The sequence below is a fragment of the Antarctobacter sp. genome, from assembly GCF_048262615.1.
Classification (GTDB): domain Bacteria; phylum Pseudomonadota; class Alphaproteobacteria; order Rhodobacterales; family Rhodobacteraceae; genus Antarctobacter.
The window spans coordinates 48,647-72,031 of the sequence record NZ_JBLXFB010000015.1 but is presented as its reverse complement, the minus strand read 5'-3'; the positions used below and the strand labels follow the sequence as shown (position 1 = coordinate 72,031).

Genomic DNA, 23,385 nt, shown 5'->3' with positions numbered 1-23,385 from the left:
TCGTTCAGTCCTTGCTCATATCCCTGTTGTGGGTCGTGCGGGTGAAATGCGGGCTGACTGCCGAAGCCCCCGCATCTACGGGCAGGGTGACACCGGTGATCCAGCGGGCCTCGTCACTGGCGAGAAACAGCACGGCGTAGCCCACGTCCCAGCCGGTGCCCTCGGTGCCCAGCGGACCGACCTCGCGGCGGAACTGGCGTACGCTGTCGGGCATGCCCTTGCCGTAGACCACCGGCGTATAGACAAAGCCGGGCGCCACGTTGTTGACGCGGATGCCATCGGGGCCGTGATTGCCCGCCATCACCCGTGTCATGTTGACCAGAGCGCCCTTGGTGGTGGGATAGTTCAGGTTCGGGTGGCCGCCGGACAGCCCGGTGATCGAGCCGATGATCACGATGGACCCGCCGCCGACCTTGCGCATTTCCGGCACTGCATGGCGCGTGGTCATGACGATGGATTTCAGGTTCAGCGTCATCGCCATGTCCCAGTCGTCCAGATCCAGCGTGGTGGCATCGCCGCGCACCTTGCTGGTGCCGACCACGTTCACCACGATGTCGAGACGGCCATAGCGCTGCGCTGTCTCCTGCACCGCGCGCTGGCAATCCGCCTCCTTGCTGACATCGCCGATGATGACAAAGCAGTCGCCCCCCTCTTCGCGGATCATCGCCTCGGTCTTGCGGACAGCCTCTTCGTTGAAATCCATCAGGCCGACCTTGGCCCCGTGCCGGGCCAGCAGGATCGCGGACCCGCGCCCGTTGCCGATCCCGTCGGCCGAAGAGCCGGCACCGGTGACCAGAGCCACCTTGCCCGCGACGCGCTCACCCTTGCCGCCGGGCAGGCCATCGGAGGTTTCGAATTTTGCCATTCTTGTTGTCCTTCTTCAGGGGCTCAGGCGCCAAGCACGCCGTTTGCCTTCAAGGCTTTGACCTCGGCCGGGGAAAGAACCGCGGCGGCGATCTGGTCGCTGTGCTCGCCCGGCATCGGCGCGTCAAAGGCGCGGCCGGGACGGGCGTCGTCAAACCGGAATGGCGGGCGAACAAGGGCCAGCCCGTTGCGCTGCGGCTCCATCAACTCCAACCATTCGGTCTGGGGGTGTTTCATGACTTCCTCGACCGACAACACCGGAGCATAGGGCACATCCGCGTCAAGCAGGCGTTGTTCCCATTCGGCGCGGCTGCGGGTCAGGAACAGGCCCTTGAGGATCGGTTCCAGATCGAAATAATTGTCCAGCCGGTCGCGGTAGGTGGCGAAACGCGGGTCGGCGGCCAAATGCGGCTGCTCCATCGCGGTGCAGAGGTTTTCCCAGAACTTCTGCGTCACCGACATGTGGATCACCACCGCGCCCCTGTCGGCGGTGGGCAGGCAGTAGGATTGCGCCTGCGGGTGGCGCGAGGTCCGCACCGGGGTCACGCCCTTTTCATAGAACGAGGTGATGGCATCGACCGTCACCAGCGACATCGCCTCCATCAGCGAGGTCTTGACCACGGCACCTTCGCTGTCGTCCGCGCGCTTCACCAGCGCCGCAAGAATGCCCATGGTCGCCGCCACCGCCGAAATCAGATCCGAGATCGCGCCGCCCAGCATCTGCGCCTGGTCACGGTCGTTCATCAGGGAATAGTTGCCCGAGATCGCCTGCCCGATGGTGTCATAGGCCGGCCGGTCGCGCAGCGGCCCGCCATCGCCAAAGCCCGAGACGGAGGTATAGACCAGCCGGGGATTGATCGCGCGGCAGACCTCGGCGCCCAGGCCCAGCTTCTCCATCTTGCCGGGGCGGTTGTTCTCCAGCAGAACGTCGAAATCCGGCAGCAACCGCTTGATCAGATCGAGGCCCCCGGCTGACTTTAGGTTGACCGTGGCGGAGTGCTTGCCGGCATTGTACTGCATGAAGAACGGATCGCGGTTGCCGTTGCCACGGCGGAACGGCTCGCCGCCCGGTGGCTCGATCTTGACCACCTCGGCCCCCAGGGCCGCCAGCAGCGCCCCGCAATAGGGCCCTGAGATATAGGCACCGATTTCCAGAACCCGGTAGCCCCTTAGCGGCAAGCTGTCAGTCATGGCGTCCGTCAATAGCTTTTCTCCTGACCCAGCACGCGCTCCCCGAGGAAAGACAGGATCATCTGCTCGGACACCGGCGCCAGCCGGGTCAGCATGACCTCGCGGTAAAGCCGCTCGACATGGTATTCCTTGGCATAGCCCAGCCCGCCGTGGGTCATCACGGCATTCTCGCAGGCCTTGTGGCCCGACCGCCCGCCCAAAAGCTTGGCGGCATTGGCCTCGGGGCCGCAAGGACGCTTGTTGTCGTAAAGCCAAGCGGCCTTCATGGTCATGGACCAGGCCGCTTCAAGATGGGCCCAGCTTTCGGCCAGCGGATGCTGGATCGCCTGGTTCTTGCCGATGGTGCGACCGAACACCTTGCGCTCTTGGGCGTAGTTCGCCGCGCGCGACAGGGCATCCTGCCCGATGCCGATGGCCTCAGCTGCGACAAGCACGCGCTCGGGGTTGAGGCTGTCCAGAAGGTAACGGAAACCCTTGCCCTCCTCCCCGATCCGGTCGCTGTCGGGGATGAACAGATCGTCATAGAACGTGTTGTTCGAATCGACCGCCTTGCGCCCCATCTTGGGGATCAGCGTCACCTTGATCTTGTCGCGGTCCAGATCGGTGTAGAAGATCGTCATGCCGTCGGTGGGCTTGGCGCACTCCTCAAGCGGGGTGGTGCGAGTCAGCAGCAGCACCTTGGAGGCCACCTGCGCGGTCGTCGTCCAGATCTTCTGACCGTTCACCACATAGCCGCCATCCACCTTTTTCGCGAAAGTGCGGATCTTTGTGGTGTCGAGCCCGGCATCGGGTTCGGTCACGCCGAAACAGACCTGATCCTTGCCGCTGACAAGGTTCGGAATCCAGCGGTCCTTCTGGTCCTGCGAGCCGTAGACAAGGATCGGGTGCGGGCCGAAAAGATTGATGTGCACGGTCGAACAAGCCGCCATGCCGCCACCGTGATGGGCGATCTCGTTCATCATGATGGCAGCCTCGGCCACCCCCAGCGCGGCACCGCCGTATTCCTCGGGCATGGTGATGCCCAGCCAGCCGCTTTCGGCCATGGCCTTGTGGAACTCCACCGGGAACTTGCCGTCGTCGTCGCGGGCGCGCCAGTAATCGTCGCCGAAACGCGAGGCCACGGCGGCCACGCCTTCCCGGATCGCGCGCTGATCGTCTGTGTAGTCGAAATTCAAAACCGAGCCCTTTCGTTGCAGCTCTCGCGGCCGGACGGGCCGGGGCCGCAAGGTTATTTCAGTTAGATCATTAAAATACTAAGACGGTCAAGAGCGTTGCTGCGAAAAGGATCACGGACGACAGATTGGACGCAATCATCTAAATCAACAAAACGATCTTGACAGATGACACCATCGCTCCCTAACGTGACGTGTCGGCCGGGTCGCCAGTGCATCTCAGGCGCAGCCGGGCCAGGCGGCCAGCCGGTTCGCCAAGCGGCCCCGAATGAGGGCAAGCAGGGAGGAATACACCAATGAAATCAATATGTCTGGCAACACTTCTGACGGGATTGGCGGCGACCACCGCGACCGCAGAGACACTGATCCTGTCGACCAACAACTCGCCGACGCACTTCACCACCAAACACGCGATTGAGCCGTTCATGGCCTGCGTCAAAGAACGCTCTGGCGGCGAACTGGACTTCAATTTCTTTCCGTCATCGCAGATCGCCTCGGCCAAGGCCTCGGTGGATTCGATCAACGACGGCCTTGCGCATGTGTCCTACGTCGTCGTGACGTCGAACTCTGACAAACTGCCGATTGCCAATATTTCCGTCCTGCCGGGCATGGGGTCCAGCGTGAAGGGCATGGTCGATGCCTGGCGCAAGGTGATCACCGATGGCGGACCGATGAAGGACGAGCTTGACGAGAACCACATCGTTCCCCTGACGGTCCACATGTACCCGCCCTACCAACTGGGCCTGACGGGCGAGAAATTGGATTCGATCGAGGATTTCGCCGGGCTGAAGTTGCGCGTCGCGGGCGGTGCGCAGGTCTTTGCGGTGAACTCGCTGGGCGCGGTTCCGGTGCAGATTTCCGCAGGCGATGCCTATGTCGCGATGCAGAACGGGACCGTCGACGGCTATATGCTGGCCGTCACCAGCATCGATTCCTACAGCCTTCAGGAAGTCTCGGGTTCGATCACATCGAATGGCGCCTTTGCCGGTGCCGCCGCGTTCATCGGCATGAACGACGCATACCTGGCCAGCCTGTCCGAAGACAAGCAGGCCGCCCTGCGTGAGTGCGGGCTGAAGATCGAAGAAGAGCTGGCCGTCTTTCAGGATACCCTCGTCGAAGAGATGAACGTCAAGTTCGCCGAGGCCGGTGCCGAGATCTACGAGTTGTCCGACGAGACGCTGGCCGCGCTGAACCAGACGCTGGAACTGGCGGTCAAGGACTACGTCGACCGGCTGACCGAACTGGGGATGCCCGCGCAAGAAGCGCTGGAGCAGTACCGCGCCGCTCTGACGGAATGATTGCACCGCTATGAGACTTTTGGTGGGCAGGGAAACCCCTGCCCACGGCCGCACATGATCCACTTGGGAGGGGGATTCAGATGTCCATCAGAAACACCGTCAAAGGCATTGGCCTGCTGGCGTGCGCCGCGTCGCTGACCGCACAGGGTGCCGTCGCCGAAACCTTTGTTGCCACATCCAGCGTACCGCCGACGCACTGGCTGAACACCCAGGGCATGGAACCGCTGATGGACTGCATCCGCGAGCGGTCCGAGGGCGAAATCGATTTCGATTTCTTTCCCGCGGGGCAGATCGCCTCGACCGCTGGCGCGCTCGACGCGGTGACCGGGGGGCTGGCACAGCTTGGCATGATCGCCACCAGCGCGAATTCCGACCGGCTGCCACTGAACCAGATCACCATGCTGCCCGACATGGGCGATACCGCACCCGACATCGTCGCCGCCTACCGCAAGGTGATGGCACAGGACGGGCCGCTGGCGCGCGAGTTGGCGGCGGCGAACGTGCTGCCGCTGACGGTGATCTATCTGCCGCCCTATCAGATCGGTCTCAAGGGTCCGGCGCTGAACGCCATCGGCGACTTCGACGGGCTCAAGGTCCGGGTCGCCGGGGGCGGGCAGGTCTTCGGCATTCAGGCGCTGGACGGCGTTCCGGTGCAGATCAGCTCTGGCGACGCCTATGTGGCGATGCAGCAGGGCACGGTCGATGGCTTCCTGCTGTCGCTGACCTCGGTGGTCTCCTACAGCTTGCAGGAAGTGTCCTCGGCGATCAGCACCAACGGCAACTTTGCGAACGCCCAGACCTTTCTGGGCATGGACCAGCGGGTGTTCGACAGTTTCACGCCGGAACGGCAGGCGATCTACCTCGAATGCGGCAAGCAGACCGAGGACAGCATGTCCGCCTATCTCGAAAATCTGGCAAACGAGTTGAAGACCGATTTCGCCGCACAGGGTGTCGAGATGTTCGAGTTCACCCCCGAGCTTTGGGCCGAGGTGGCCGCAAAGATGCAGCCGGTCGCCACCGACTATATCGAGCGCATGAACGCGCTGGGTCTGCCCGGCCAGGAAGCCTACGACGAATACAGGAAGGCCCTTGGCAAGTGACAGAGGCTGTTTCCAACTGGCGGCGGGTACACGGCATGTTTGACCGTGTGCTCGTGCCGCTTGAAAATGCCGCAGCCATCGTGTCGGGCGTCTGCACCGCGCTGGCCATGGTCCTGACCACGGCAGATGCGCTGATGCGTTATCTTTTCGATGCTCCGCTGGTCTTTCAGTTCTATTTTACCGCGAACTACCTGCTGGTTGGGATCATACTCATGGCGCTGCCCTGGGGCTTCCGGACCGGAGGATATATCCGCGTCGGTATCCTGACCGAAATCATACCCGATGGCCCCCGGTTCCTGCTGTTTCGCCTCGGGCTTTTGCTGAGCGCGGGCTATCTGCTGCTGCTGGCATGGAAGGGCGGGCAGTATTTCCTCAAGACCTTCCTGACCGGACAGGTCTACATCGAGGACCTGAACTGGCCAGTTTACCTTTCCTGGATCTGGATTCCGCTCGGCATGGGCCTTTTGACGTTGCGCGTCCTTATGGTTGCCCTGGGGCCTTCGGACTTCCTGCATATCGAACACGACCCCGAAGAGGACGTCTGACATGGCATTTCTTATTGCGACCTGCCTTTTGGTGGGCCTCATCGTGTTTGGCGTTCCGGTGGGCTTTGCGCTGGGACTGGCGGGGCTGTTCAGCCTGACCGCTTTGGTGCCCTTCAACATGATCACAGTGCTGGCCCAGAAAGTGGTGCATGACACGGTCACGAACCACGCCTTCCTGACGGTGCCGATGTTCCTGCTGATGGCGGAATTCCTCAGCGCCGGCGCGGTGACGCGGGACCTGATGCTGGCCTGCAACCGCGCGCTGCGGCGCATTCGGGGCGGCATGGCCATGGCCTGTATCGCGGCCGGCACAATCCTGGCCGCAGCGTCGGGCAGCAGCACCGCGACGGCGGCAACGATCACCCGGTCGGCCTATCCGACCATGCGGCTCGCGGGCTATTCGCCCTCTCTGGCCGTCGGCTCGATCGCGATTTCCGGCACGCTGGCGATGATGATCCCGCCCTCTGTGGCCTTTGTGCTGTTCGGGCTGATCACCGAGCATTCCATCGGCAAGCTGTTCATGGCCGGCGTGATCCCCGGCCTGATGACGGCGCTTGGTTACATCGTGACAGTCAGCGTCGTTCTGTGGTGGAAACCCGAACTCGGCCCCGACCGCGAAAAGGAAGAAGAGCTGGCCAGTTCCAGCGAACGCACCCGTGTCTGGCCGGTGGGCCTGCTGGTGGTGGTGATCTTCACCTCGCTATATACCGGGATCGCCACGCCGACGGAAATCGCCGCCATCGGTGCCTCGGGCGCGCTGCTGATCTGCCTGTACCTGCGGCGGCTGAACTGGGGCAAGGCGACCACCGCAATCGGCAATACCATTCGCACCACGGCGATGATCATGACCATCGTGATCAGCGCCCATATGTTCGGCTATTTCATCTCGTTCTCGCGGGTGACCGACGCGATGCTGCAATTCGTGGTCGACGCGGACATGTCGCCCACCTCGATCATGCTGGCGATTGTCCTGATCTATGTCCTGCTGGGCACGATCATGGATCAGGCCGCGATCATCATCCTGACAGCGCCGATTACCACGCCGCTGATGGTGGGTCTTGGCTATGACCCGATCTGGTGGGGAGTTATCATGGTCAAGACGGCCGAGATCGGAATGGTCACCCCACCGCTGGGATTGAACGTCTACGTGACTTCTGCCGCCTCGGGGGTCGATCTCAAGACCTGCTTCAAGGGGATCGCGCCCTTTGTCGTGATCGACTTCCTCGTGCTGGGTCTGATGCTGATCTTCCCCGCTATCCCGCTGTATCTCGCCTATCTCTAGGCCCACAGGAAGCGGGTCGAGGCCCGGAAACCGTCGCGCCCGCCCCGATCAGGGGCGGGCGCGAACGAGTCGGCGGCCTGCTTGGGCGTTACGCCTGGGCAGAGGCCTTGGTCGTGCCGGAAAACAGCGCAGCGAAGAATGCGCGCACCATGCGCTGACGATCAAGCTTTGCCTGACGGATAAGCAGGGTTGCTTCCTTGGTGATCATGGGGGACCTCGAATGTTTGCTGTTGCTGCGCTGCAATATATCATGCCGCATCGCAGCAACAAGGCGAGGCCCCGAATACCGGCTATGCGTCCGGGTCGGCGTGACCGTCCACTGCGGACACGAGCCCCAGCTCCTCGAACAATGGCCGCGCCACCAGCGAGGCGGACAGCGCCGCGGGAAACCCGGTGTAGAAGGCCAGATGCGTCAGAACCTCGCTCAACTCTTCCGGCGAGGCGCCGTTGTCCAGAGCCTTTTCCATGTGCGAACGCAACTGGTCCGTCTGCCGCAGCCCGATCAGCGCCGCGATGGTGATCAGACTCCTTTCCCGCTTGGTCAGGCCGGGACGGTTCCAGATGTCACCGTAGATGACCTCGTCGATGACTTCGGCCAGTTTCGGCACGACGGGCCGTATCCGGTTCTTGGAGGAGGAAGGATTGGACATGGAAGGGACCTTTTTTGGGGGCGGATCAACTGGCGGCGACCGGCATCGCGGCGCGCAGGAAAGCCGGCGCGGCAACGCCCCGGCGCGACTTCAGGTCGACCGCGACAAAGCATTGCTCGACCGTGGCGACAGCCGGGCCGTCAGGGACAAACAGGTGATATTGGACGTTGAAGATCTTTTCGCCCACGTGAATGATGCGCGACCGGGCATGGACCATGTCGCCTGCCTTCGGGTCGCCATGCCGGACCGCCCGGTTTTCGACCGACATTCTGGAGATTCCCGTTTCCTGAACGAATTCGGGTGTATAGCCCACCGCAGCCAGTTGGTGATGCGAAGCCAGCGCCACACGCTTGAGGATATCCTCGGTCAGGAGCCCGCCGGTGTGGTCGAGTTCCGCCGGGCGCACCGGGCCCAGTTCCAGCGTCTGGTCCCCGGACCCGGCGGGCCAGTCCGTGTCCACGGGCGCGGTGTCGATGCCTCGCGGCAAGGCGCTGGACAAGGCGTCAGAGGCGATGACGGGCAGGCTTTCGCCATGGGCGATGCCTTGCTCCAGGGATGTCGCGGCCAGCTTGCCTTCGCTGACCGCCAGGTGCATGACTGCGCCCCCGAATGCGCCGTCGCCGACACGCGCGGACCGGATGACCACCGGCGCATTGGCGAACAGCTCTTTGTGGAACCGGATATGTCGGGTCGCGACCACTCCTGCACCGGGGTTTCGCCCGGTTTCACGGCTAGCCAGCGACTCGCTCGCCATCTGGAAACTGCGGGCATAGAAACGGACGTTCCAGTGGTTGTTGAAATCGCATTCCCAGCGTTCGACCCGCGTGTGAAGCGTCGGGGTTCCCCGATCGGCAAGGTTGTGTCGTGTCATGTCTGCGGAACCTCCAAGCGATAGACCCGTTTGGCCGTGCCGAAAAACAGCGCGGCTTTTTCGCCATCTCCGGCATCGCGGGTGATGTGTTTGAGGGCATTCCACAGCGGCACGAAACCGGCCGAGCGCCCGTCGGGCGGAAAGTTGCTTTCCATCATGCAGCGATCCGGGCCAAACGCCTCGATCGCCGTTTCGACATAGGGCCGCCAGACCCGTGCCAGATCGGCATAGCCAACTTCGCCGTCATGACGTTCGAAGTCGAAGCCCCAGTGCGGCATGCCCAGCCCGCCAACCTTGCAGACGATATTGGACCGTTCGGCGACGAGCCGCATGTTGGCGGCCCACTGGCAAAAGACCTCGTCGCGCGCGGCCGCGTCCAGCCCGAACCCGGCGGCGATGCCGCAATGGTTCAGGACGAAGGTCATGCCGGGATTGGCATCGGCCAGGCTGGCGATTGCGGGCAACTGGTAGTGAAAGACCGACACGTCAAAAGGCAGCCCGCGCTTTTCCAGCTCTTTCAGCGCCGGGGCGAAGCCCGGACTTTCCATGATTCCGGTCGGGGGCCTGCTGCCGATGACGGTGGGGAATTCCTTCGACGAATCGAACTCCAGCAACAGGTGCCGGACGCCGCGAAACCGCTCGGGCGCGGCCTCGATGCAGCGGTCGAGACAGGCGGCCACGCCGGTGCCAAGACGCATGTCCACATGGCCGACGATTCCCGCCGCCACGTGGCAAGGGCCGTAGACGCCGGTGGCCGTCATTGCGCCGATGCCGTTGGCGAATTCGACCTCGCCCAGCGGGCGCAACGCCTCGGGGCCGGTCTGGCGCTCGAACACGCGGGTTTCCACATAGACCGAGGCCCGGATATTGTGCCCGGCATTCACGTCGGCCAGATACTCCGGCGTCATGTAGGTCACCGGGCGATGGATCAGGTGGAAATGCGCGTCGATGATCGGCAGGTCGGGGTCGATGATCGGCTCGGATCGTCCTTCGTTGCGTCTGACCGGCATGGGCACCTCTTTATGAAACCGGAAGTTGTCTGGCCGCGCCTGCCCTGATTGCGGGCGGCGCAATATAAGTCTATTTCATCTAGATTATTTATCCTATACTGTCTGACATAATATTTTCACGGTGCCCGCGCCATGCGGGCCCGACGCGATGTCTGGTGGAAAGGACTTTCAGCGATGGACTACGCTTCTCCCCAAACCGTCGAAGATGCCGTTGGCCTGCTTTCGGGCGCGTCCGGCGATGCACGGGTTCTGGCCGGCGGCACCGATCTTGTGGTGCAGATGACGGCGGGGCTGCGGCGGCCTTCTCTGGTTGTGGATATCAAGAACATCCGCGAACTGACGGGCATTCAGGTCGATGACAGGGGCATCCGCATCGGTGCCGCGGTCTGTGGCGCCGCCATCAACGAACACCCCGAGATCCGCGCCAACTGGCCGGGTTTTGCCGAGGCGACGGACGTGATCGGGTCGATGCAGGTGCAAAGCCGGGCCACCCCGGCGGGCAACCTGTGCAACGCCTCGCCGGCAGCCGATGCCGTGCCGGGCATGGTCGCCGCCGGGGCCACCGTGACCATTGCCGGCCCCGACGGACGCCGCACCGTCCCGGTCGAGCAGATCCCGACGGGGCCCGGACGCACGTCGCTTGCGAAGGGCGAATTCATCGTCTCGATCAACCTGCCGCCAAAGCCGCCCCGCTCGGGCGAGGCGTACCTGCGGTTCACGCCGCGGACGGAAATGGACATCGCCGTTGTCGGCGTCGGGGTCAGCATAACGCTGGACACCAAAGGGATCTGCACCGCGGCACGCGTGGCCATCGGCGCCGTGGCCCCGACCGTCCTGCTGGTCCCCGAGGCTGCCGGGGCCCTGATCGGCTCTGCGGTGGACGACCCCGCACTGGATGCCGCCGCCGAGGCGGTCCGCTCCGCCTGCGCCCCCATCGACGACAAGCGCGCCACAGCCGCCTACCGGGTCAGGATCTCGGGGGTGATCTTCAAGCGCGCCGCGCTCAGGGCGCTCGACCGCGCCAAAGCCTGAAAAGGAAAACCCATGGCAAAGAAGATCCATATCACCGCCGACATCAACGGTGCCGAGGTCGAGTTTCTCGCCCGCCCCGACCAGACCCTGCTGTCCGCCCTGCGGGACGAACTGGCCCTGATGGGCACCAAGGAGGGCTGCGGTTCGGGTGACTGCGGTGCCTGCTCCATCGAGGTGAACGGACGGGTCGCCTGTTCCTGCACGATGCTCGCTGCCGAGGCCGAGGGCAAAAGGATCACCACGATCGAAGGTATCGCCGTCGGTGACGGGCTTCACCCGGTGCAACGGCACATCCTGCAAGAGGCCGCCCTGCAATGCGGATTCTGCACGCCGGGTATCGTCGTGGCGGCCCGCAACCTGCTGGATAGGAACCCCGACCCGTCGGAATCCGAGATCCGCTTTTGGCTGGCGGGCAACCTGTGCCGCTGCACCGGCTACGACAAGATCATACGCGCGGTGCAGAAAGCCGCAGAGGAAATGCGCGCGCCGGCCTGAGCCGTCGGGCCGCTGTGACAGTCGTTACATTTCAAGGGAGGAAACAGAAAATGAAGACATCGAAACTCTGGGCCGTGCTCGCCGCTCTGGCGCTGACGGCACCGGCGGCGCAGGCGCAGAATCGTCCGGTCTTTGCCGGGTTCACGCCGCCGAAATACGTCATGACCGAGGAAATGCAGACCCGCTGGGCCGAGTTGATCAAAGAAGCCTCGGACGGGGCCATCGACTGGGAAATCTTCGTCAACGGCTCGCTGGTTCCGGCCACCGGCACGCTTGAGGCGGTCGGCAGCGGCATCGCGCAGGCGGGACATATCGTGCCGGCCTATTTCCCGTCGAACCTGCCGATCAGCAATCTTATCAACGACATGGGTGCGCTGAATCCGGACCCGCTGGTGCTGGCCTCGGCCTATGCGGATTTCACGGTCAACGAACCCGTGGGGTTGAAGGAATTCGCCAACAACGACATCCTCTACGGCGCGGGAACCATCGCGACGCCCTCCTACAACTTCATCTGTCGCGGCGACCTGAAGACGGCCGAGGATCTTCAGGGCAAACGGGTGCGCACCCCCGGAGGCGCCCTGTCGCGCTTCAGCCAGTCAATCGGAATGGTGCCGGTGAACCTGACCAGTTCCGAGCTGTATACGGCCATGGAACGCGGCGCGGTGGATTGCGTGGCGGGCGACCTGTCGCTGCTGATCTCCTTCGATCTGGCGGGGCTGGCGGATTCCGTGGTCACATTGCCGATGCCGCCGCTCTTTGCTTTGGCGCTGATCAACTACAACCGCACCTACTGGCAGGGTCTCAGCGAGGCGGACCGCCGCATCCATCTGGACGCGACCGCGCGGTCCATGGCCCGCGGTTTTCTGGCCTTCGAGGCACAGGTGGCAGAGGGAGCAATTTTGGCGCAGGAAAAGGGCATTGCCCTGAATGCGCCCGGAGACGATCTGGTCTCGGCCTTCGACGCCTGGGTCGCGGATGGCTTTGGCGGGCTCGAAGCGATTGGCCGCGACCAGTTCGGGATTGAGGACGCCGGGGCGGTCATGGCCTCGTTCGAGCCTTATGTCGAGAAGTGGACCGCGCTGTTCGAGGGCGTGGACCGCACCTCTGAGGATGCGATCACCGAAGTCATCAAGACCAACCTGCACGACAGGATCGACGTGGCGACCTACGGGATCGACTGAGCCGATTCAGGCCCTGCGGTCGGAATGCAAGGGGCGCCCGGAGATCTCTCCGGGCGCCCCGTCTCATTCAGGCGGCTTGCGTCTCAGCGTCCAAGCGCGGCCCTGAACTCGTCGTAGGCCGCTTGACCGGGAAGGTCGCGCGCCTCCAGCCGGGCGATGAATTCCTCAGCCGTTTTGTCCAGTTCCGCGTTGATCTTGGCCAGTTCCTCGGGCGGGAAGGCAAAGACCGAAACTCCGCCCGCTTCGAATTCTTGCAGGAACCTTTCCTGTGCCCCGTCCTGGTAGGCGATCAAGTTTTCTTCGCTCTTCATGCCGCAATCCAGAAAGATCTGCTGCGTTTCTTTCGGCATCGCACCGAAAGTGTCTGAATTCATCGCGATCATCGCCATGGAGCCGCCGAAATTGGCGTTTGTGCTGATCGCCTTGGTGACCTCGTCCAGCTTAAAGGCCTGCATGCCCGCAATCGGGAAAAACACACCATCCACGGTTCCCCGTTGCAGGGCGATGTAGACATCGGCGGCGGACAGTTCGACCGGCACCGCACCCAGAACGGTGGCCGTGCTCGACGCCGACCCACCGATCACGCGCAGTTTCAGGCCCGCGAACCCGTCCAGTGTATCGACCACACCACCGGTAAAGCCGACCTGATAGGGCGGGTACTGGTTAACGGTCAGCAGGGTCAGCTTGTTGCGGCGCAATTCCTCTGCCAGCAACCCGTCCGCCTCCAGCGCCTTGCGATAGGCGGCCGAGATCTCACCGGAGCTATCCCCCATGTTGGGCAGCACGGGCACGTTTGTCAGCGGCATCTTGGACGAGGCCCGCTGCGGCACGATATAGGCGATGTCGGCAAGTCCGTTGCCAAGCGCATCCAACGAGGATTCCGCCGATGCCAACTGACCCGAGGGGTAAAAGTTGAATGTCGTCGCTCCCGCGGTTTCCGCAGTCACGCAGTCCATGAACGGTTGCATGCCCTCGGTCACGCCGAAATGGGTGGCGGACAGGTAGGTGACGACCGAAAGCTCTTCGGCATGCGCCTGCGTCAGCGCCAGAAGCGAAACCGCCCCCGCGCCGAAAAAGGTTCTGGTGGGTAGGCCGGTCAACATGTCTGCAACTCCTCTTTTGCAGGGGATGATCTATAGATCGGGATCGGTGCGTGTCTCGATCGCCTCCAGCAGCTTGACGGGCGAGATCGGCAGCGACGTCATCCGCCGGCCAGAGGCATCGCGAATCGCATTGGCGACACAGCCCATGGCGGCGACCATGCCCGCCTCTGCCACGCCCTTGACGCCGAACGGGTGGTTCGGGTTCGGAACCTCGACCACCACAGCCTCGATCATCGGCAGATCCGAGGCCACGGGCATCCGGTAGTCCAGCCAGCCCGCATTCTGCAACACGCCGTCCGGACCAAAGACATAGCCCTCGTTCAATGCCCAGCCGATGCCCTGCACCACGGCGCCCTGAATCTGGCCTTCGACGTAGGACGGGTGGATGGCCTGTCCGGCATCCTGCGCCGCGACGAAAGTGACGACGCGGGTGTGCCCGGTCTCCGGATCGACCTCGACATCGCAGAACATCGCGCTGAGTCCGGGGGCATGGCCGGTCATGTTCTCTGCATGAGACGCGCCGAAATGCCCACCCGTCGCGGTCGCCTGTGCGGCCAGAGACTTCAGCGACAGGGGCTCAAACTCACCAACATTGGACGACGACGGCCGCGCTTCGCCGTCGACCCAGTCCACCGCATCCGGGTCCACGCCCCAGATTTTCGCGGCGCGCTCCTTCAACTGCGTGATGACCTTTTCGCTTGCGCTGACAACCGCCTTGCCGGTGGCGAATGTCACCCGCGACCCCCCCGTCACGTAGGTGAATGGAACCGAGGCGGTGTCATGCACGTCGCTGTGGACCTGCTCATAGGGGACACCGAACGTATCGGCGGCCATGATCGCCATCGACGCGCGACTGCCGCCGATATCGGGACTGCCGGTTGCCACGGACACCGTTCCGTCAGTGTTCACAAAGACTGTCGCGCCGGAATCGCCACCGGCATTGTGCCAGAACCCGGCGGCGACGCCCCGGCCCCGGTTCGGCCCCGGATCCCGCTGGTAAGCGGGATGCGCGCGCAGCCGTTCCAGCATGGTGACAAAGCCCTCGTGGGTCATCACCCGCCCACCGATCAAGGGATCTCCCTTGCGGATCGCGTTTTTCAGGCGGATCTCGATCGGGTCCATTTCCAGTTTGCGCGCGACCATGTCCACGACGCTTTCAACCGCGAAATTCGATTGCGGAGATCCGGGAGCGCGATAGGCACAGGTCATGGCGCGGTTGGTCACCACATCATGGCCCTTCACATGCTGGTTCGGGATGGCGTAATGCGCAAAGGCGCACAGGCAGCCATTCATGAAGGGCGAGCCGGGAAAGGCCCCTGCCCCGTAATACAATTCGATCTCGGCGGCGGTGATGCTACCGTCCTTCCGGGCGCCCAGTTTGACCCGGACTTTCGAATCCGAACCGGGTCCGGTGGCGCGGAACACTTCGCTTCGGGTCATCACCATCTTCACCGGGCGGCCGGACTTGCGCGACAGGATCATCGCCACAGGCTCCAGGTAGACCTTTGTCTTGCCGCCGAATCCGCCGCCGATCTCGGCCGGGGTCACGCGGATGTCGCCCGAGGACATGCCGGTGAAGGCCGCAGTCAGGTCGCGCATCTGGAAATGCCCCTGACTGGAGACCCAGAGGTGCGCCTTGCCGCCGTTGTATTCCGCGACACAGGCGTGCGGCTCGATATAGCCCTGATGCACCGGATCGCTGGAAAAGCTGTGTTCGACGATCACGTCGGCTTCGGCAAAGCCCGCCTCGGTATCGCCCATGCGATCCTCGTAGACCCGCGAGATGTTCGAGGGCTTTGCCGGCTTTGGCGCGACATTGCGGGTGAAGGCGTCCTCGTGCAGCAGCGGCGCGTCCTCGGCGATGGCCGCGTCGATGGTCACAACGAAGGGCAGCACTTCGTAGTCGACATCGATCAGTTTAAGGGCGGCGCGGGCCGTGGCCTCATCCTGCGCCGCAACGGCGGCCACGGCATGTCCTTCGTAGTAGACCTTTTCGCGCGCAAGTATGTTGCGAACATCGTACCAGGCGTTGCGCTGCATCCGTTCTGGCCCGACAAAGCGGAACGGAAAGTCCGGCAGGTCGGCGCCGGTCATCACCGCAAAGACGCCGGGATGCGCTGCGGCGCGGGCGGTGTCGATGGCAAGGATGCGCGCATGGGGATGCGGGCTGCGCAGAACCGCGCCGGTCAGCAGTCCCGGCGGGCTGTAATCCGCGCCATAGCGCGCCGCTCCGGTGACCTTGGGAACACCGTCGGGACGCACTGGACGGGTGCCGACATGGCGAAGCGAAGCGGTCATCGCTGCGGGTGACTTGATCTCGTTCATGGCGTCCTCGTTCTGGTGTTTTGCCCGCCGCACGGCCCGGAGACCGCGCGTGGCGAAGTCAAATCGTCCCGCGGAGGTTAGCACTATTCAATATAATCATCCAACTCATTTTAATCTTGCATTCGGACCCCTGTTGGACCAGTGTCCCCGACATCCGCGTCACGGCCGCTGGCCAGAACCACCGAGGTATGGCGGGCGGGACTGGGGACGCGGACATTGCACGAGAGGGAGCCTGACGCCATGACCGAGCCGTTGACCATCGCGCGTCAGGGAAGCTTTGCCGCCGGCGGCGTGGTGGTGCGCAATACGGGCACCTACGACCCTACGGCCCCCGGCCCGGAGGGCCAGACGCTGCACGGCGACCATGCCTATGTCAGCTACCAGATCCCGCGGGACGCCCGAAAGCTGCCGATTGCGATGCTCCACGGGCATCTGCAATTCTCCAAGACCTACGAGACCACGCCGGATGGACGCGAAGGGTTCGACACGATTTTCCTGCGGCGCGGTTACGGGGTCTACCTGATCGACCAGCCCCGGCGCGGGCGCGGCGGACAAAGCACCCAGCCCGGCACCCTGCCCGCCGCCCGCGAAGACCAGTTCTGGTTCAACACCTTCCGGGTCGGCATCTGGCCGGACTATTTCGACGGCGTGCAGTTCGCCCGCGATCCCGAGACGCTGAACCAGTATTTCCGTCAGTCCACGCCCAACACGGGCCCCTTCGACCTCGACGTTTCGGCTGCGGCCGTGGCGGCCCTGTTCGACCGGATCGGGCCGGGCATCCTTGTGTCGCATTCGCAGGGCGGCGGCGTTGGCTGGCATGCCCGCATGAAGACCGACAAGATCCACGCGATCGCCTCTTATGAGCCGGGCAGCAACTTTCCCTTCCCCGAAGGCGAAGTGCCCGCGACGCTGGACAGTTCGGCCGGTCCTCTGGCGCCCCTTTGCGTGCCGCTGGCCGAGTTCCGCAAGCTCACCCGGATTCCGATCGTCATCTACTACGGCGATTACATCCCCAGGCAACGGTCGGAGAACCGCGGCCAGGATCAATGGCGGGTGCGCATCGACATGGCACGGGTCTGGGCAGAGACGGTCAACCGCCACGGCGGCGACGTGACGGTTGTGCATCTGCCGGAAATCGGCGTGACGGGGAACACGCACTTTCCCTTCTCGGACCTGAACAACATCCAGATCGCCGACCTGCTGTCGGATTTCCTTGCCGCCAAAGGCTTGGACGCACGTTGAAAAGAGGAGAACGGAACATGGGAGCACTTGACGGGAAGGTGGCGCTGATCACCGGCGCCGGGTCCGGTTTTGGCCGCGCCGGCGCGATCCTGTTCGCCGCCGAAGGCGCAAAGGTCGCCATCGCCGACATCAACGCCGAGACCGGCGAAAAGGTCGCCGCCGAGATCGCGGATGCAGGTGGCACGGCGGTCTTCATCAAGGCCGACATGACCAGCTCTGCCGATGTCGAAAACATGGTGGCTGAGACCATCAGCGCCTTCGGGCAGTTGGACATCTTCTGGCACAACGCCGGAAACGTCGGCCCCGGCGCGGTCGAGACGGTCACCGAGGAGACCTACGACCAGACGATGAACATTCACGTCAAGGCGGGGTTCTTCGGCGCGAAATATGCCATCGAGGACATGAAAAAGCGCGGGCGCGGCGTCATGCTGTTCACCTCGTCGCTGGCCGGGATCAAGGCCTCTCGCGCCTCGCCGGTCTATGGCATCGCCAAGACCGCGCTGGTGGGGCTGACCAAGAACCTGACCGTCAGCTTTGCGCCCTATGGCGTGCGGGTCAACGCGATCTGCCCCGGCGCGGCGGAAACCCCGCTGTGGCCCGCCTTCACCAATCGCGGCAAGGACGACGGTTTCGATGCGGAGAAGACCAAGGAGGTCTCAAAGCTCTACGCCGAAAAGACCCCGCTGGGCCGTCTTGCCGAACCCGAAGAAATCGCTCAGGCGGCGCTGTTTCTGGCCTCCGACGCAGCGTCCTACGTCACCGGCGAGATCATGTCGGTCGACGGGGGGCTATCGGCCACGTGACGCGATGACCGGCCCGGCCTTCACCGATTGCGGCTCTGGCGCACCGACCTTGCTGTTTGTGCATGGCTACACCTGCGGCAAAGAGGATTGGGACGCGCAGATTCCAGGTTTGCGGGACCGGTTCCGCTGCATCGCGCTGGACCTGCCGGGCCATGGCGCGACGCCGCCGGGGCCCGAGGCCACCGTTGCGGCGCTGGCCGATGCGGTCAACGCGGTGCGGGCACACGTCGCGGACCCGGTGATCCTCATCGGCCACAGCCTGGGCGTCAAGGTGATCCGTGAGGCCTGTGTCCGGTCGCCCGAAGGCGTGTCCGGGCTGATCCTGATCGACGGCGGCTTTCACCGGTCCGACACCGATCAGGTTCAATCCGGTGTCCGTCTCTATGTCGAGGCCAATGGGTTTCCGGCCTTCGTGCGCGACTATTTCAGCGCGGTGCCAGACAACCCCGGCGACATGCGCCTGCGCGACGAGGCGATCCGACGCGCCCAAGGCATGGATGCCGATTTCGCCTGCGGGATCTATCAATCGGCGGTCGCCTTCGACGCCAACCGCAGCCGTCAGACGCTGGAGGCGCTGACATGCCCGGTGCTGGTGCTGCAAAGTTCCAGGATAGATGCCAGCGGACGCAGGGTGGCCCTGCAAGAGGGCGAACGCTCTGCCTTCAGCGAACTGGTGCAGCGCCATGTGCCGGCTGCCCGGATCGTCACGATTGTCGGGTCCGGGCATTTTCCGATGTATGATCGGGCCGAGACCGTGACCGAGGCGATACGGGCATTTGCCTTGCAGGTGCACGCCAATTCATTTAGATGATTACTGAGCGCCGTGCGCGAGGGCCGCAATTCCGAAACGGGGTGCCATAGCGCGCCCTCTTCCCTTCGAACCCTGCGTGTCGCTGCGCATCCGGATCGCCGGAAGCCGCGTCTGCCACATAGGAGCCAGCCATGCCATTTTCACACGTGTCGACAGAGCTGCGGATCTTCTCCGGGCCTGACAGCCTGTCCCGGATCGAACGCGAACTGGCCCGCTTGGGCGCCAGCCGCGCGGTGATCTTCTGCGGCCGGACCCTGTCGGCCTCGCCGTTGATCGAGATGGTCCGCGAAGGCATGGGCGCGCGCCACGCCGGCACCTTTGCCGGGGTCAAGGCGCATTCGCCGGTCCCGGCGGTGGCCGAGGGTGCCGCGTTCCTGCGCGCGCATGACGCTGACGCGGTGGTGGCGGTCGGAGGCGGCTCTGCCGTCGTCAGCGCCCGCGCCGCAACGATCTTTCTGGCCGAAGGTGACGACTTGTCAAAGATCGCCACCTTCCGCGACGAGACGGGCCGTATGAACAGTCCACGCCTGTCACAACCGAAACTGCCGCAACTGATCGTGCCGACGACGCCGAACACCGCCGTGGTCAAGGCCGGGACGGCGGTGTTCGACCCGGCGGACTCGCGCCGCCACGCGTTGTTCGACCCCAAGACGCGGGCCGGCGCGGTGTTCGTTCAACCGGACATGCTGGCCACCGCGCCCGCCGACCTGCTGCTCAGCGCCAGCCTCGACACGCTGTCTCTGGCCATTGACGGGCTGATTTCGCGCACCGGCGATCCGGTTGCCGACGCGCTGCTGATCCATGCGGTGCGGTTGCTGATGGCCGGGCTGCCGCGCCTGAAAGACGGCGACACGCCCGCGTTGCGCGAAGAACTGACCATGGCGGCGCTGCTCTGCGGTCGCGGCACCGATCACACCGGGGCTGGCGTGACAACCGTTCTGGGCCACGCCATCGGCGCCAACCATCACGTCGAGAACGGCACGGTCAAGGCGACTCTGCTGCCGCATGCCATGCGCTTCAATGCCGGGCACAACGACGCGGGCTTTGCCAATCTTGCGCTGGCGCTTGGCGTCGACAATGCGGATGGGGTGGCCCCCGCGCTCGAAGCCTTCAACACCACGATGGGACTGCCCCGCACGCTGACCGAGCTGGAGATCCCCGAAGCCGCCTTTGACGAGATCGCAGAGCGATCGATGCTGGACTGGTTCCTGACCGGCAACCCGCGCAAGGTCAGCGATCCGCAGGACCTGGTCGCGCTGCTGCGTGGTGCGCTCTGACCCGGTGGAACGGAACGGACGGATGATACACCTTGCACTGGACACGCCTGTCGCCAAACCCTTTCGCCCCATGCGCCTGGGTGTTATCGGCGCGGGCTGGCTTGGCAGCGCTGTCGGCAGCAACTGGGCCCGCGCCGGGCACCAGGTCATGCTGTCGAGCCGCCACCCCTCGCGGTTGGCCCCGCTGGCCAACCGGCTTGGAAAAAACGTCAGCACCGGCACGCCGAGGGCCGCCGCAAACTTTGCCGAGGTGGTCCTGATTTCGGTTCCCTATGAGCCGTTGCCCGTCCTGGCCGAGGCCTGCGGCGATGCGCTGGCTGGCAAGGTCCTGCTCGATGCGTGCAATCCGCCCTGGAATCCCGATCATCCCCTGGCGCAGGAATGTGCCTCTCGCGGCGTCGGGCCGACGACCCAGAGGATCTTTGCCGATGCCCGCGTCGTGCGCTGTTTCAGCGCCGTGGACGCCAGCCGGATCGCAGAGTCCTGGGGGCGGTCCAGCGTTCCGTTGGCCGTACCGCTTGCGGGCGATGACGCCGAGGCGGTCGCCATCGCCGCGCAGCTTGTCCACGACGCGGACTGCCAACCGCTGGTCGTGGGCGGTCTGGACACCGGGGTGCTGTTCCAGCGCGGGACGCCGCCATTCCGCGCGAACACGACGCTGGAGCGATTGCGTCGGACCTTTGGCTGAACCGCAGGCCCGAACCGATGACGACCCCCGCGACGCCAAGCGCCGCGGAGGTCCGCTTCCGACCAGTCCCGCGGGTTAAAAGTTCACCCGGTCGCCGCCCTTCAGCCCCAGCACCTCGCGCGCTTCATCCGGGCTCGCCACCGTGCAGCCAAGATCCTCGACAAGACGCCGGATCTTGGCGACTTGTTGGGCGTTCGAGTCCGCCAGTGTCCCGCGCGAGATGAAAAGGCTGTCTTCCAGCCCGACCCGCAGGTTGCCGCCCATCTGGCTGGCCGTTGTGGCCAGCGGCATCTGCGCGCCCCCTGCCCCCAGAACCGACCAGCGATAGTCGTCACCGAACAGCCGGTCGGCGGTGCGCTTCATGAACACCAGATTGTCGACCTCAGGCCCAATCCCGCCAAGGATACCGAAAATGAACTGGATGAAGATCGGGGCCTTGAACAGGCCGATGTCCATGCAAAACTTCAGGTTGTAGAGATGCCCGACATCGTAACATTCGTGTTCGAACTTGATGTCGTGCGGGGCCAGCGTCTCTGCCGCTTCGCGGATGTCGCGAAAGGTGTTGCGGAAGATGTTGCCCTCAGAGCCTTCTACGTAGTCCTTTTCCCAGTCGAATTTCCAGTCGTCATAGCGTTTGGCCAGCGGGTGAAAGGAAAAATTCATCGACCCCATGTTCAGGCTGCACATTTCCGGGCTGAAGGTCGTCGCAGGTTTGACCCGGTCGGCGATGGACAGGGTCAGGCTGCCGCCGGTCGAGATGTTCACCACCGCGTCCGTCGCCTGTTTGACACGGGGCAGGAAGGCGGCGAAATCGTCGGGATCGACGGAAACGCCGCCGTCATGCGCGCGCCTTGCGTGCAGGTGCAGGATGGACGCGCCCGCCTCCGCCGCCTCGATGGCCTGCCGCGCGATGTCGTCGGGCGTATAGGGCAGCGCGTCCGACATGGTGGGGGTGTGGATCGCCCCGGTTATGGCGCAGGTGATAATGGTCTTGCGTTGCTTGGCCATGGGTCCGTCCTACAGTTGCGCCCGTGCGGCGAACGCATCGCGCATGGCCAGGATCTTTTGCGCCTGCACAAGGTGCGGACGGTCGTACATCTTGCCGTCAATCCCCAGCGTCCCCGCATCGGGATTTTCGTCAAACGCCGCGACAACCTTTTCGGCGACGGCGATGTCCTCATCCGAGGGGCTGAAGGCGGTGTTCAGCGGTTCGACCTGCGCCGGGTGGATGGCAAAGCCGCCGTGAAAGCCCTCGCGCCGGCAGGCGTCCAGGGTTTCGCGCAGGGCGTCGATGTCGCGAAAATTCGGATGCGCGGTGTCGAAGGCAAAGATCCCCGCCGCCCTAGAGGCCAACAGCATGTTGGACCGCACCATCCGGTAGGTCAGCGCCAGCCGGCCGTCCGGGTCGCGGTTCGTCGAGGCACCGATATCGGCGCTCAGGTCCTCGGCGCCCCAGGTCAGCCCGTACAGCCGTTCCATCCCTGCGCCGCGATACTCGTGCAGCACAAAGGTCGAGGCTGCGGTTTCCGTGGCCACCGCCATGATTCGGGTCGATCCCAACGGCACACCCTCGCGCACCTCCAGAGCATCCAGGTAATGGCTGAGCCGGCGGATGTCCCCGGCACCTTCGGCCTTGGGCAGCAACACCCCGGCGGGACGGGCGCCCACGATGGCGGCCAGGTCGTCCAGCGCGAAGTCACCGCCCAGCGGGTTGATACGGACCCAGACCTGTACCTCGGGCCGGGTCTTGCCCGCGCGCAGGAACGCGGCCGCCATGTCGCGGGCCACCGGCTTGCGTGCCGGCGCGACGGAATCCTCGAGGTCGATCATCAGACCGTCGGCCTCGGAGCCGAGCGCCTTTTCAAGCTTTCGTTCGCTGTCGCCCGGAACGAACAGGATGGATCTCAGGGGCAGGGTCATGCGGTGGGCTCCTTATAGACAAGCGCCGCGCGTTTCATGGTGCAGACGACCTCGTCGCGCTGATTGTAGCCGCGGTGGATCATGGTCACGATGCCCTGGGTCGGGCGCGACTTGCTTTCGCGTTTTTCAAGCACTTCGGTTTCGGCGCGGATCGTGTCGCCGTGAAATACCGGGCTGGGAAAACGGACGTCATCCATCCCGAGGTTGCCCACCGTCGTGCCCAGCGTCGTGTCGCCGACCGAAAGCCCGATCACCAGTCCGAGGGTGAAGCCGGAATTGACGATCCGCGTGCCGAACTCGGTGTGTTCCTTGCAATACTGCTCATCCAGATGGATCGCGGCCGGATTGCAGGTGGCTGTCGAGTACCAGACGTTGTCAGCCTCTGTCACGGTCCTGCGCATGGTATGTGTCAGGACCTTTCCCTCTTCGAACTGCTCAAAATATAGCCCTGCCACTGTCGGCCCTCCGTTGCGTTGTCCAGGTTGGCGGAAAACGGGCAAATGCCCAAAACCATCATATTCATCT

Annotated in this window: 23 protein-coding genes; 12 read left to right on the top strand and 11 right to left on the bottom strand. The window is 64.1% G+C overall.

The window, feature by feature from the left end; translation table 11 throughout:
* Positions 1–4 precede the first annotated feature (4 nt).
* Genes ACN0S5_RS16125 through ACN0S5_RS16115 form a run of 3 tightly spaced genes read right to left on the bottom strand, consistent with a single transcriptional unit; the run spans position 5 to position 3,230 of the window.
* On the bottom strand, positions 5–865 hold the full coding sequence (locus ACN0S5_RS16125; RefSeq protein WP_417209762.1) for an SDR family NAD(P)-dependent oxidoreductase: 861 nt from the start codon (positions 863–865) through the stop codon (positions 5–7).
* A 23-nt stretch (positions 866–888) separates the two neighbouring features.
* Positions 889–2,055, bottom strand: a complete 1,167-nt coding sequence (locus ACN0S5_RS16120; RefSeq protein ID WP_417209761.1) for a CaiB/BaiF CoA transferase family protein — start codon at positions 2,053–2,055, stop codon at positions 889–891.
* 8 nt (positions 2,056–2,063) lie between these two features.
* Complete coding sequence (locus ACN0S5_RS16115; protein WP_417209760.1) at positions 2,064–3,230, bottom strand: acyl-CoA dehydrogenase family protein; 1,167 nt, start codon at positions 3,228–3,230, stop codon at positions 2,064–2,066.
* Positions 3,231–3,523: 293 nt separating this feature from the next.
* Here ACN0S5_RS16115 and dctP (ACN0S5_RS16110) point away from each other — a divergent pair, with 293 nt between their 5' ends.
* The 4 genes from dctP (ACN0S5_RS16110) to ACN0S5_RS16095 all read left to right on the top strand — a co-directional run bounded on the left by dctP (ACN0S5_RS16110) (position 3,524) and on the right by ACN0S5_RS16095 (position 7,452).
* The gene (gene dctP, locus ACN0S5_RS16110) at positions 3,524–4,525 is read left to right on the top strand and encodes a TRAP transporter substrate-binding protein DctP (RefSeq protein ID WP_417209759.1); all 1,002 of its coding nucleotides are present in this window, start codon (positions 3,524–3,526) and stop codon (positions 4,523–4,525) included.
* A gap of 80 nt (positions 4,526–4,605) precedes the next feature.
* A complete protein-coding gene (gene dctP / locus ACN0S5_RS16105; protein ID WP_417209758.1) occupies positions 4,606–5,625 on the top strand; it encodes a TRAP transporter substrate-binding protein DctP in 1,020 nt (339 codons plus the stop codon).
* A gap of 35 nt (positions 5,626–5,660) precedes the next feature.
* Positions 5,661–6,170 (top strand): TRAP transporter small permease, encoded by a 510-nt coding sequence (locus ACN0S5_RS16100; protein ID WP_417209757.1) that lies wholly within the window; start codon positions 5,661–5,663, stop codon positions 6,168–6,170.
* Between the two features lies 1 nt (position 6,171).
* A complete protein-coding gene (locus tag ACN0S5_RS16095; RefSeq protein WP_417209756.1) occupies positions 6,172–7,452 on the top strand; it encodes a TRAP transporter large permease in 1,281 nt (426 codons plus the stop codon).
* A gap of 290 nt (positions 7,453–7,742) precedes the next feature.
* Here the strand turns inward: ACN0S5_RS16095 and ACN0S5_RS16090 are convergent, their stop codons facing one another.
* From ACN0S5_RS16090 to ACN0S5_RS16080, 3 genes are read right to left on the bottom strand one after another with little or no spacing between them, the layout of a single operon-like run.
* On the bottom strand, positions 7,743–8,102 hold the full coding sequence (locus tag ACN0S5_RS16090; RefSeq protein ID WP_417209755.1) for a carboxymuconolactone decarboxylase family protein: 360 nt from the start codon (positions 8,100–8,102) through the stop codon (positions 7,743–7,745).
* 25 nt (positions 8,103–8,127) lie between these two features.
* Complete coding sequence (locus tag ACN0S5_RS16085; protein WP_417209754.1) at positions 8,128–8,973, bottom strand: thioesterase family protein; 846 nt, start codon at positions 8,971–8,973, stop codon at positions 8,128–8,130.
* Positions 8,970–9,983: an amidohydrolase family protein gene (locus ACN0S5_RS16080; RefSeq protein WP_417209753.1), complete on the bottom strand. Its 1,014-nt coding sequence runs from the start codon at positions 9,981–9,983 to the stop codon at positions 8,970–8,972. The genes ACN0S5_RS16085 and ACN0S5_RS16080 overlap by 4 nt, the downstream gene beginning before the upstream one ends.
* A gap of 174 nt (positions 9,984–10,157) precedes the next feature.
* On the opposite strand from ACN0S5_RS16080, the gene ACN0S5_RS16075 reads away from it, so the two are divergent.
* From ACN0S5_RS16075 to ACN0S5_RS16065, 3 genes are read left to right on the top strand one after another with little or no spacing between them, the layout of a single operon-like run.
* Positions 10,158–11,015 (top strand): FAD binding domain-containing protein, encoded by an 858-nt coding sequence (locus ACN0S5_RS16075; RefSeq protein ID WP_417209752.1) that lies wholly within the window; start codon positions 10,158–10,160, stop codon positions 11,013–11,015.
* 12 nt (positions 11,016–11,027) lie between these two features.
* Entirely contained in the window at positions 11,028–11,510 is a 483-nt protein-coding gene (locus tag ACN0S5_RS16070; protein ID WP_417209751.1) for a (2Fe-2S)-binding protein, read from the top strand.
* Positions 11,511–11,560: 50 nt separating this feature from the next.
* On the top strand, positions 11,561–12,691 hold the full coding sequence (locus ACN0S5_RS16065) for a C4-dicarboxylate TRAP transporter substrate-binding protein (protein WP_417209750.1): 1,131 nt from the start codon (positions 11,561–11,563) through the stop codon (positions 12,689–12,691).
* Positions 12,692–12,774: 83 nt separating this feature from the next.
* On the opposite strand, the gene dctP (ACN0S5_RS16060) is transcribed toward ACN0S5_RS16065, so the two are convergent.
* Both dctP (ACN0S5_RS16060) and ACN0S5_RS16055 read right to left on the bottom strand, forming a co-directional pair.
* Positions 12,775–13,794: a TRAP transporter substrate-binding protein DctP gene (dctP, locus tag ACN0S5_RS16060; RefSeq protein WP_417209749.1), complete on the bottom strand. Its 1,020-nt coding sequence runs from the start codon at positions 13,792–13,794 to the stop codon at positions 12,775–12,777.
* Between the two features lie 30 nt (positions 13,795–13,824).
* On the bottom strand, positions 13,825–16,119 hold the full coding sequence (locus tag ACN0S5_RS16055; RefSeq protein ID WP_417209748.1) for a xanthine dehydrogenase family protein molybdopterin-binding subunit: 2,295 nt from the start codon (positions 16,117–16,119) through the stop codon (positions 13,825–13,827).
* 240 nt (positions 16,120–16,359) lie between these two features.
* Here ACN0S5_RS16055 and ACN0S5_RS16050 point away from each other — a divergent pair, with 240 nt between their 5' ends.
* From ACN0S5_RS16050 to ACN0S5_RS16030, 5 genes are all read left to right on the top strand, one after another.
* Complete coding sequence (locus ACN0S5_RS16050; protein ID WP_417209747.1) at positions 16,360–17,361, top strand: alpha/beta hydrolase; 1,002 nt, start codon at positions 16,360–16,362, stop codon at positions 17,359–17,361.
* 17 nt (positions 17,362–17,378) lie between these two features.
* On the top strand, positions 17,379–18,164 hold the full coding sequence (locus tag ACN0S5_RS16045) for an SDR family NAD(P)-dependent oxidoreductase (protein ID WP_417209746.1): 786 nt from the start codon (positions 17,379–17,381) through the stop codon (positions 18,162–18,164).
* A 4-nt stretch (positions 18,165–18,168) separates the two neighbouring features.
* Positions 18,169–18,975, top strand: coding sequence for an alpha/beta fold hydrolase (locus tag ACN0S5_RS16040; protein ID WP_417209745.1), 807 nt, complete (start codon positions 18,169–18,171; stop codon positions 18,973–18,975).
* Between the two features lie 131 nt (positions 18,976–19,106).
* On the top strand, positions 19,107–20,252 hold the full coding sequence (locus tag ACN0S5_RS16035; protein WP_417209744.1) for an iron-containing alcohol dehydrogenase family protein: 1,146 nt from the start codon (positions 19,107–19,109) through the stop codon (positions 20,250–20,252).
* Between the two features lie 22 nt (positions 20,253–20,274).
* Positions 20,275–20,940, top strand: a complete 666-nt coding sequence (locus ACN0S5_RS16030) for an NADPH-dependent F420 reductase (RefSeq protein ID WP_417209743.1) — start codon at positions 20,275–20,277, stop codon at positions 20,938–20,940.
* Between the two features lie 75 nt (positions 20,941–21,015).
* Here ACN0S5_RS16030 and ACN0S5_RS16025 read toward each other — a convergent pair whose 3' ends face one another.
* From ACN0S5_RS16025 to ACN0S5_RS16015, 3 genes are read right to left on the bottom strand one after another with little or no spacing between them, the layout of a single operon-like run.
* Positions 21,016–21,948, bottom strand: coding sequence for a 3-keto-5-aminohexanoate cleavage protein (locus ACN0S5_RS16025; RefSeq protein ID WP_417209742.1), 933 nt, complete (start codon positions 21,946–21,948; stop codon positions 21,016–21,018).
* Between the two features lie 9 nt (positions 21,949–21,957).
* Positions 21,958–22,860 (bottom strand): HpcH/HpaI aldolase/citrate lyase family protein, encoded by a 903-nt coding sequence (locus ACN0S5_RS16020; protein WP_417209741.1) that lies wholly within the window; start codon positions 22,858–22,860, stop codon positions 21,958–21,960.
* Entirely contained in the window at positions 22,857–23,315 is a 459-nt protein-coding gene (locus ACN0S5_RS16015; RefSeq protein WP_417209740.1) for a MaoC family dehydratase, read from the bottom strand. Before ACN0S5_RS16015 ends, ACN0S5_RS16020 begins: the two co-directional genes overlap by 4 nt.
* Between the last annotated feature and the right edge of the window lie 70 nt (positions 23,316–23,385).

Coding starts and splice junctions, on each gene's coding strand:
- ACN0S5_RS16125 (WP_417209762.1), bottom strand. CDS start 865: ATGGCAAAATTCGAAACCTCCGATGGCCTGCCCGGCGGCAAGGGTGAG.
- ACN0S5_RS16120 (WP_417209761.1), bottom strand. CDS start 2,055: ATGACTGACAGCTTGCCGCTAAGGGGCTACCGGGTTCTGGAAATCGGT.
- dctP (WP_417209759.1), top strand. CDS start 3,524: ATGAAATCAATATGTCTGGCAACACTTCTGACGGGATTGGCGGCGACC.
- dctP (WP_417209758.1), top strand. CDS start 4,606: ATGTCCATCAGAAACACCGTCAAAGGCATTGGCCTGCTGGCGTGCGCC.
- ACN0S5_RS16100 (WP_417209757.1), top strand. CDS start 5,661: ATGTTTGACCGTGTGCTCGTGCCGCTTGAAAATGCCGCAGCCATCGTG.
- ACN0S5_RS16095 (WP_417209756.1), top strand. CDS start 6,172: ATGGCATTTCTTATTGCGACCTGCCTTTTGGTGGGCCTCATCGTGTTT.
- ACN0S5_RS16090 (WP_417209755.1), bottom strand. CDS start 8,102: ATGTCCAATCCTTCCTCCTCCAAGAACCGGATACGGCCCGTCGTGCCG.
- ACN0S5_RS16085 (WP_417209754.1), bottom strand. CDS start 8,973: ATGACACGACACAACCTTGCCGATCGGGGAACCCCGACGCTTCACACG.
- ACN0S5_RS16080 (WP_417209753.1), bottom strand. CDS start 9,983: ATGCCGGTCAGACGCAACGAAGGACGATCCGAGCCGATCATCGACCCC.
- ACN0S5_RS16075 (WP_417209752.1), top strand. CDS start 10,158: ATGGACTACGCTTCTCCCCAAACCGTCGAAGATGCCGTTGGCCTGCTT.
- ACN0S5_RS16070 (WP_417209751.1), top strand. CDS start 11,028: ATGGCAAAGAAGATCCATATCACCGCCGACATCAACGGTGCCGAGGTC.
- ACN0S5_RS16065 (WP_417209750.1), top strand. CDS start 11,561: ATGAAGACATCGAAACTCTGGGCCGTGCTCGCCGCTCTGGCGCTGACG.
- dctP (WP_417209749.1), bottom strand. CDS start 13,794: ATGTTGACCGGCCTACCCACCAGAACCTTTTTCGGCGCGGGGGCGGTT.
- ACN0S5_RS16055 (WP_417209748.1), bottom strand. CDS start 16,119: ATGAACGAGATCAAGTCACCCGCAGCGATGACCGCTTCGCTTCGCCAT.
- ACN0S5_RS16050 (WP_417209747.1), top strand. CDS start 16,360: ATGACCGAGCCGTTGACCATCGCGCGTCAGGGAAGCTTTGCCGCCGGC.
- ACN0S5_RS16045 (WP_417209746.1), top strand. CDS start 17,379: ATGGGAGCACTTGACGGGAAGGTGGCGCTGATCACCGGCGCCGGGTCC.
- ACN0S5_RS16040 (WP_417209745.1), top strand. CDS start 18,169: ATGACCGGCCCGGCCTTCACCGATTGCGGCTCTGGCGCACCGACCTTG.
- ACN0S5_RS16035 (WP_417209744.1), top strand. CDS start 19,107: ATGCCATTTTCACACGTGTCGACAGAGCTGCGGATCTTCTCCGGGCCT.
- ACN0S5_RS16030 (WP_417209743.1), top strand. CDS start 20,275: ATGATACACCTTGCACTGGACACGCCTGTCGCCAAACCCTTTCGCCCC.
- ACN0S5_RS16025 (WP_417209742.1), bottom strand. CDS start 21,948: ATGGCCAAGCAACGCAAGACCATTATCACCTGCGCCATAACCGGGGCG.
- ACN0S5_RS16020 (WP_417209741.1), bottom strand. CDS start 22,860: ATGACCCTGCCCCTGAGATCCATCCTGTTCGTTCCGGGCGACAGCGAA.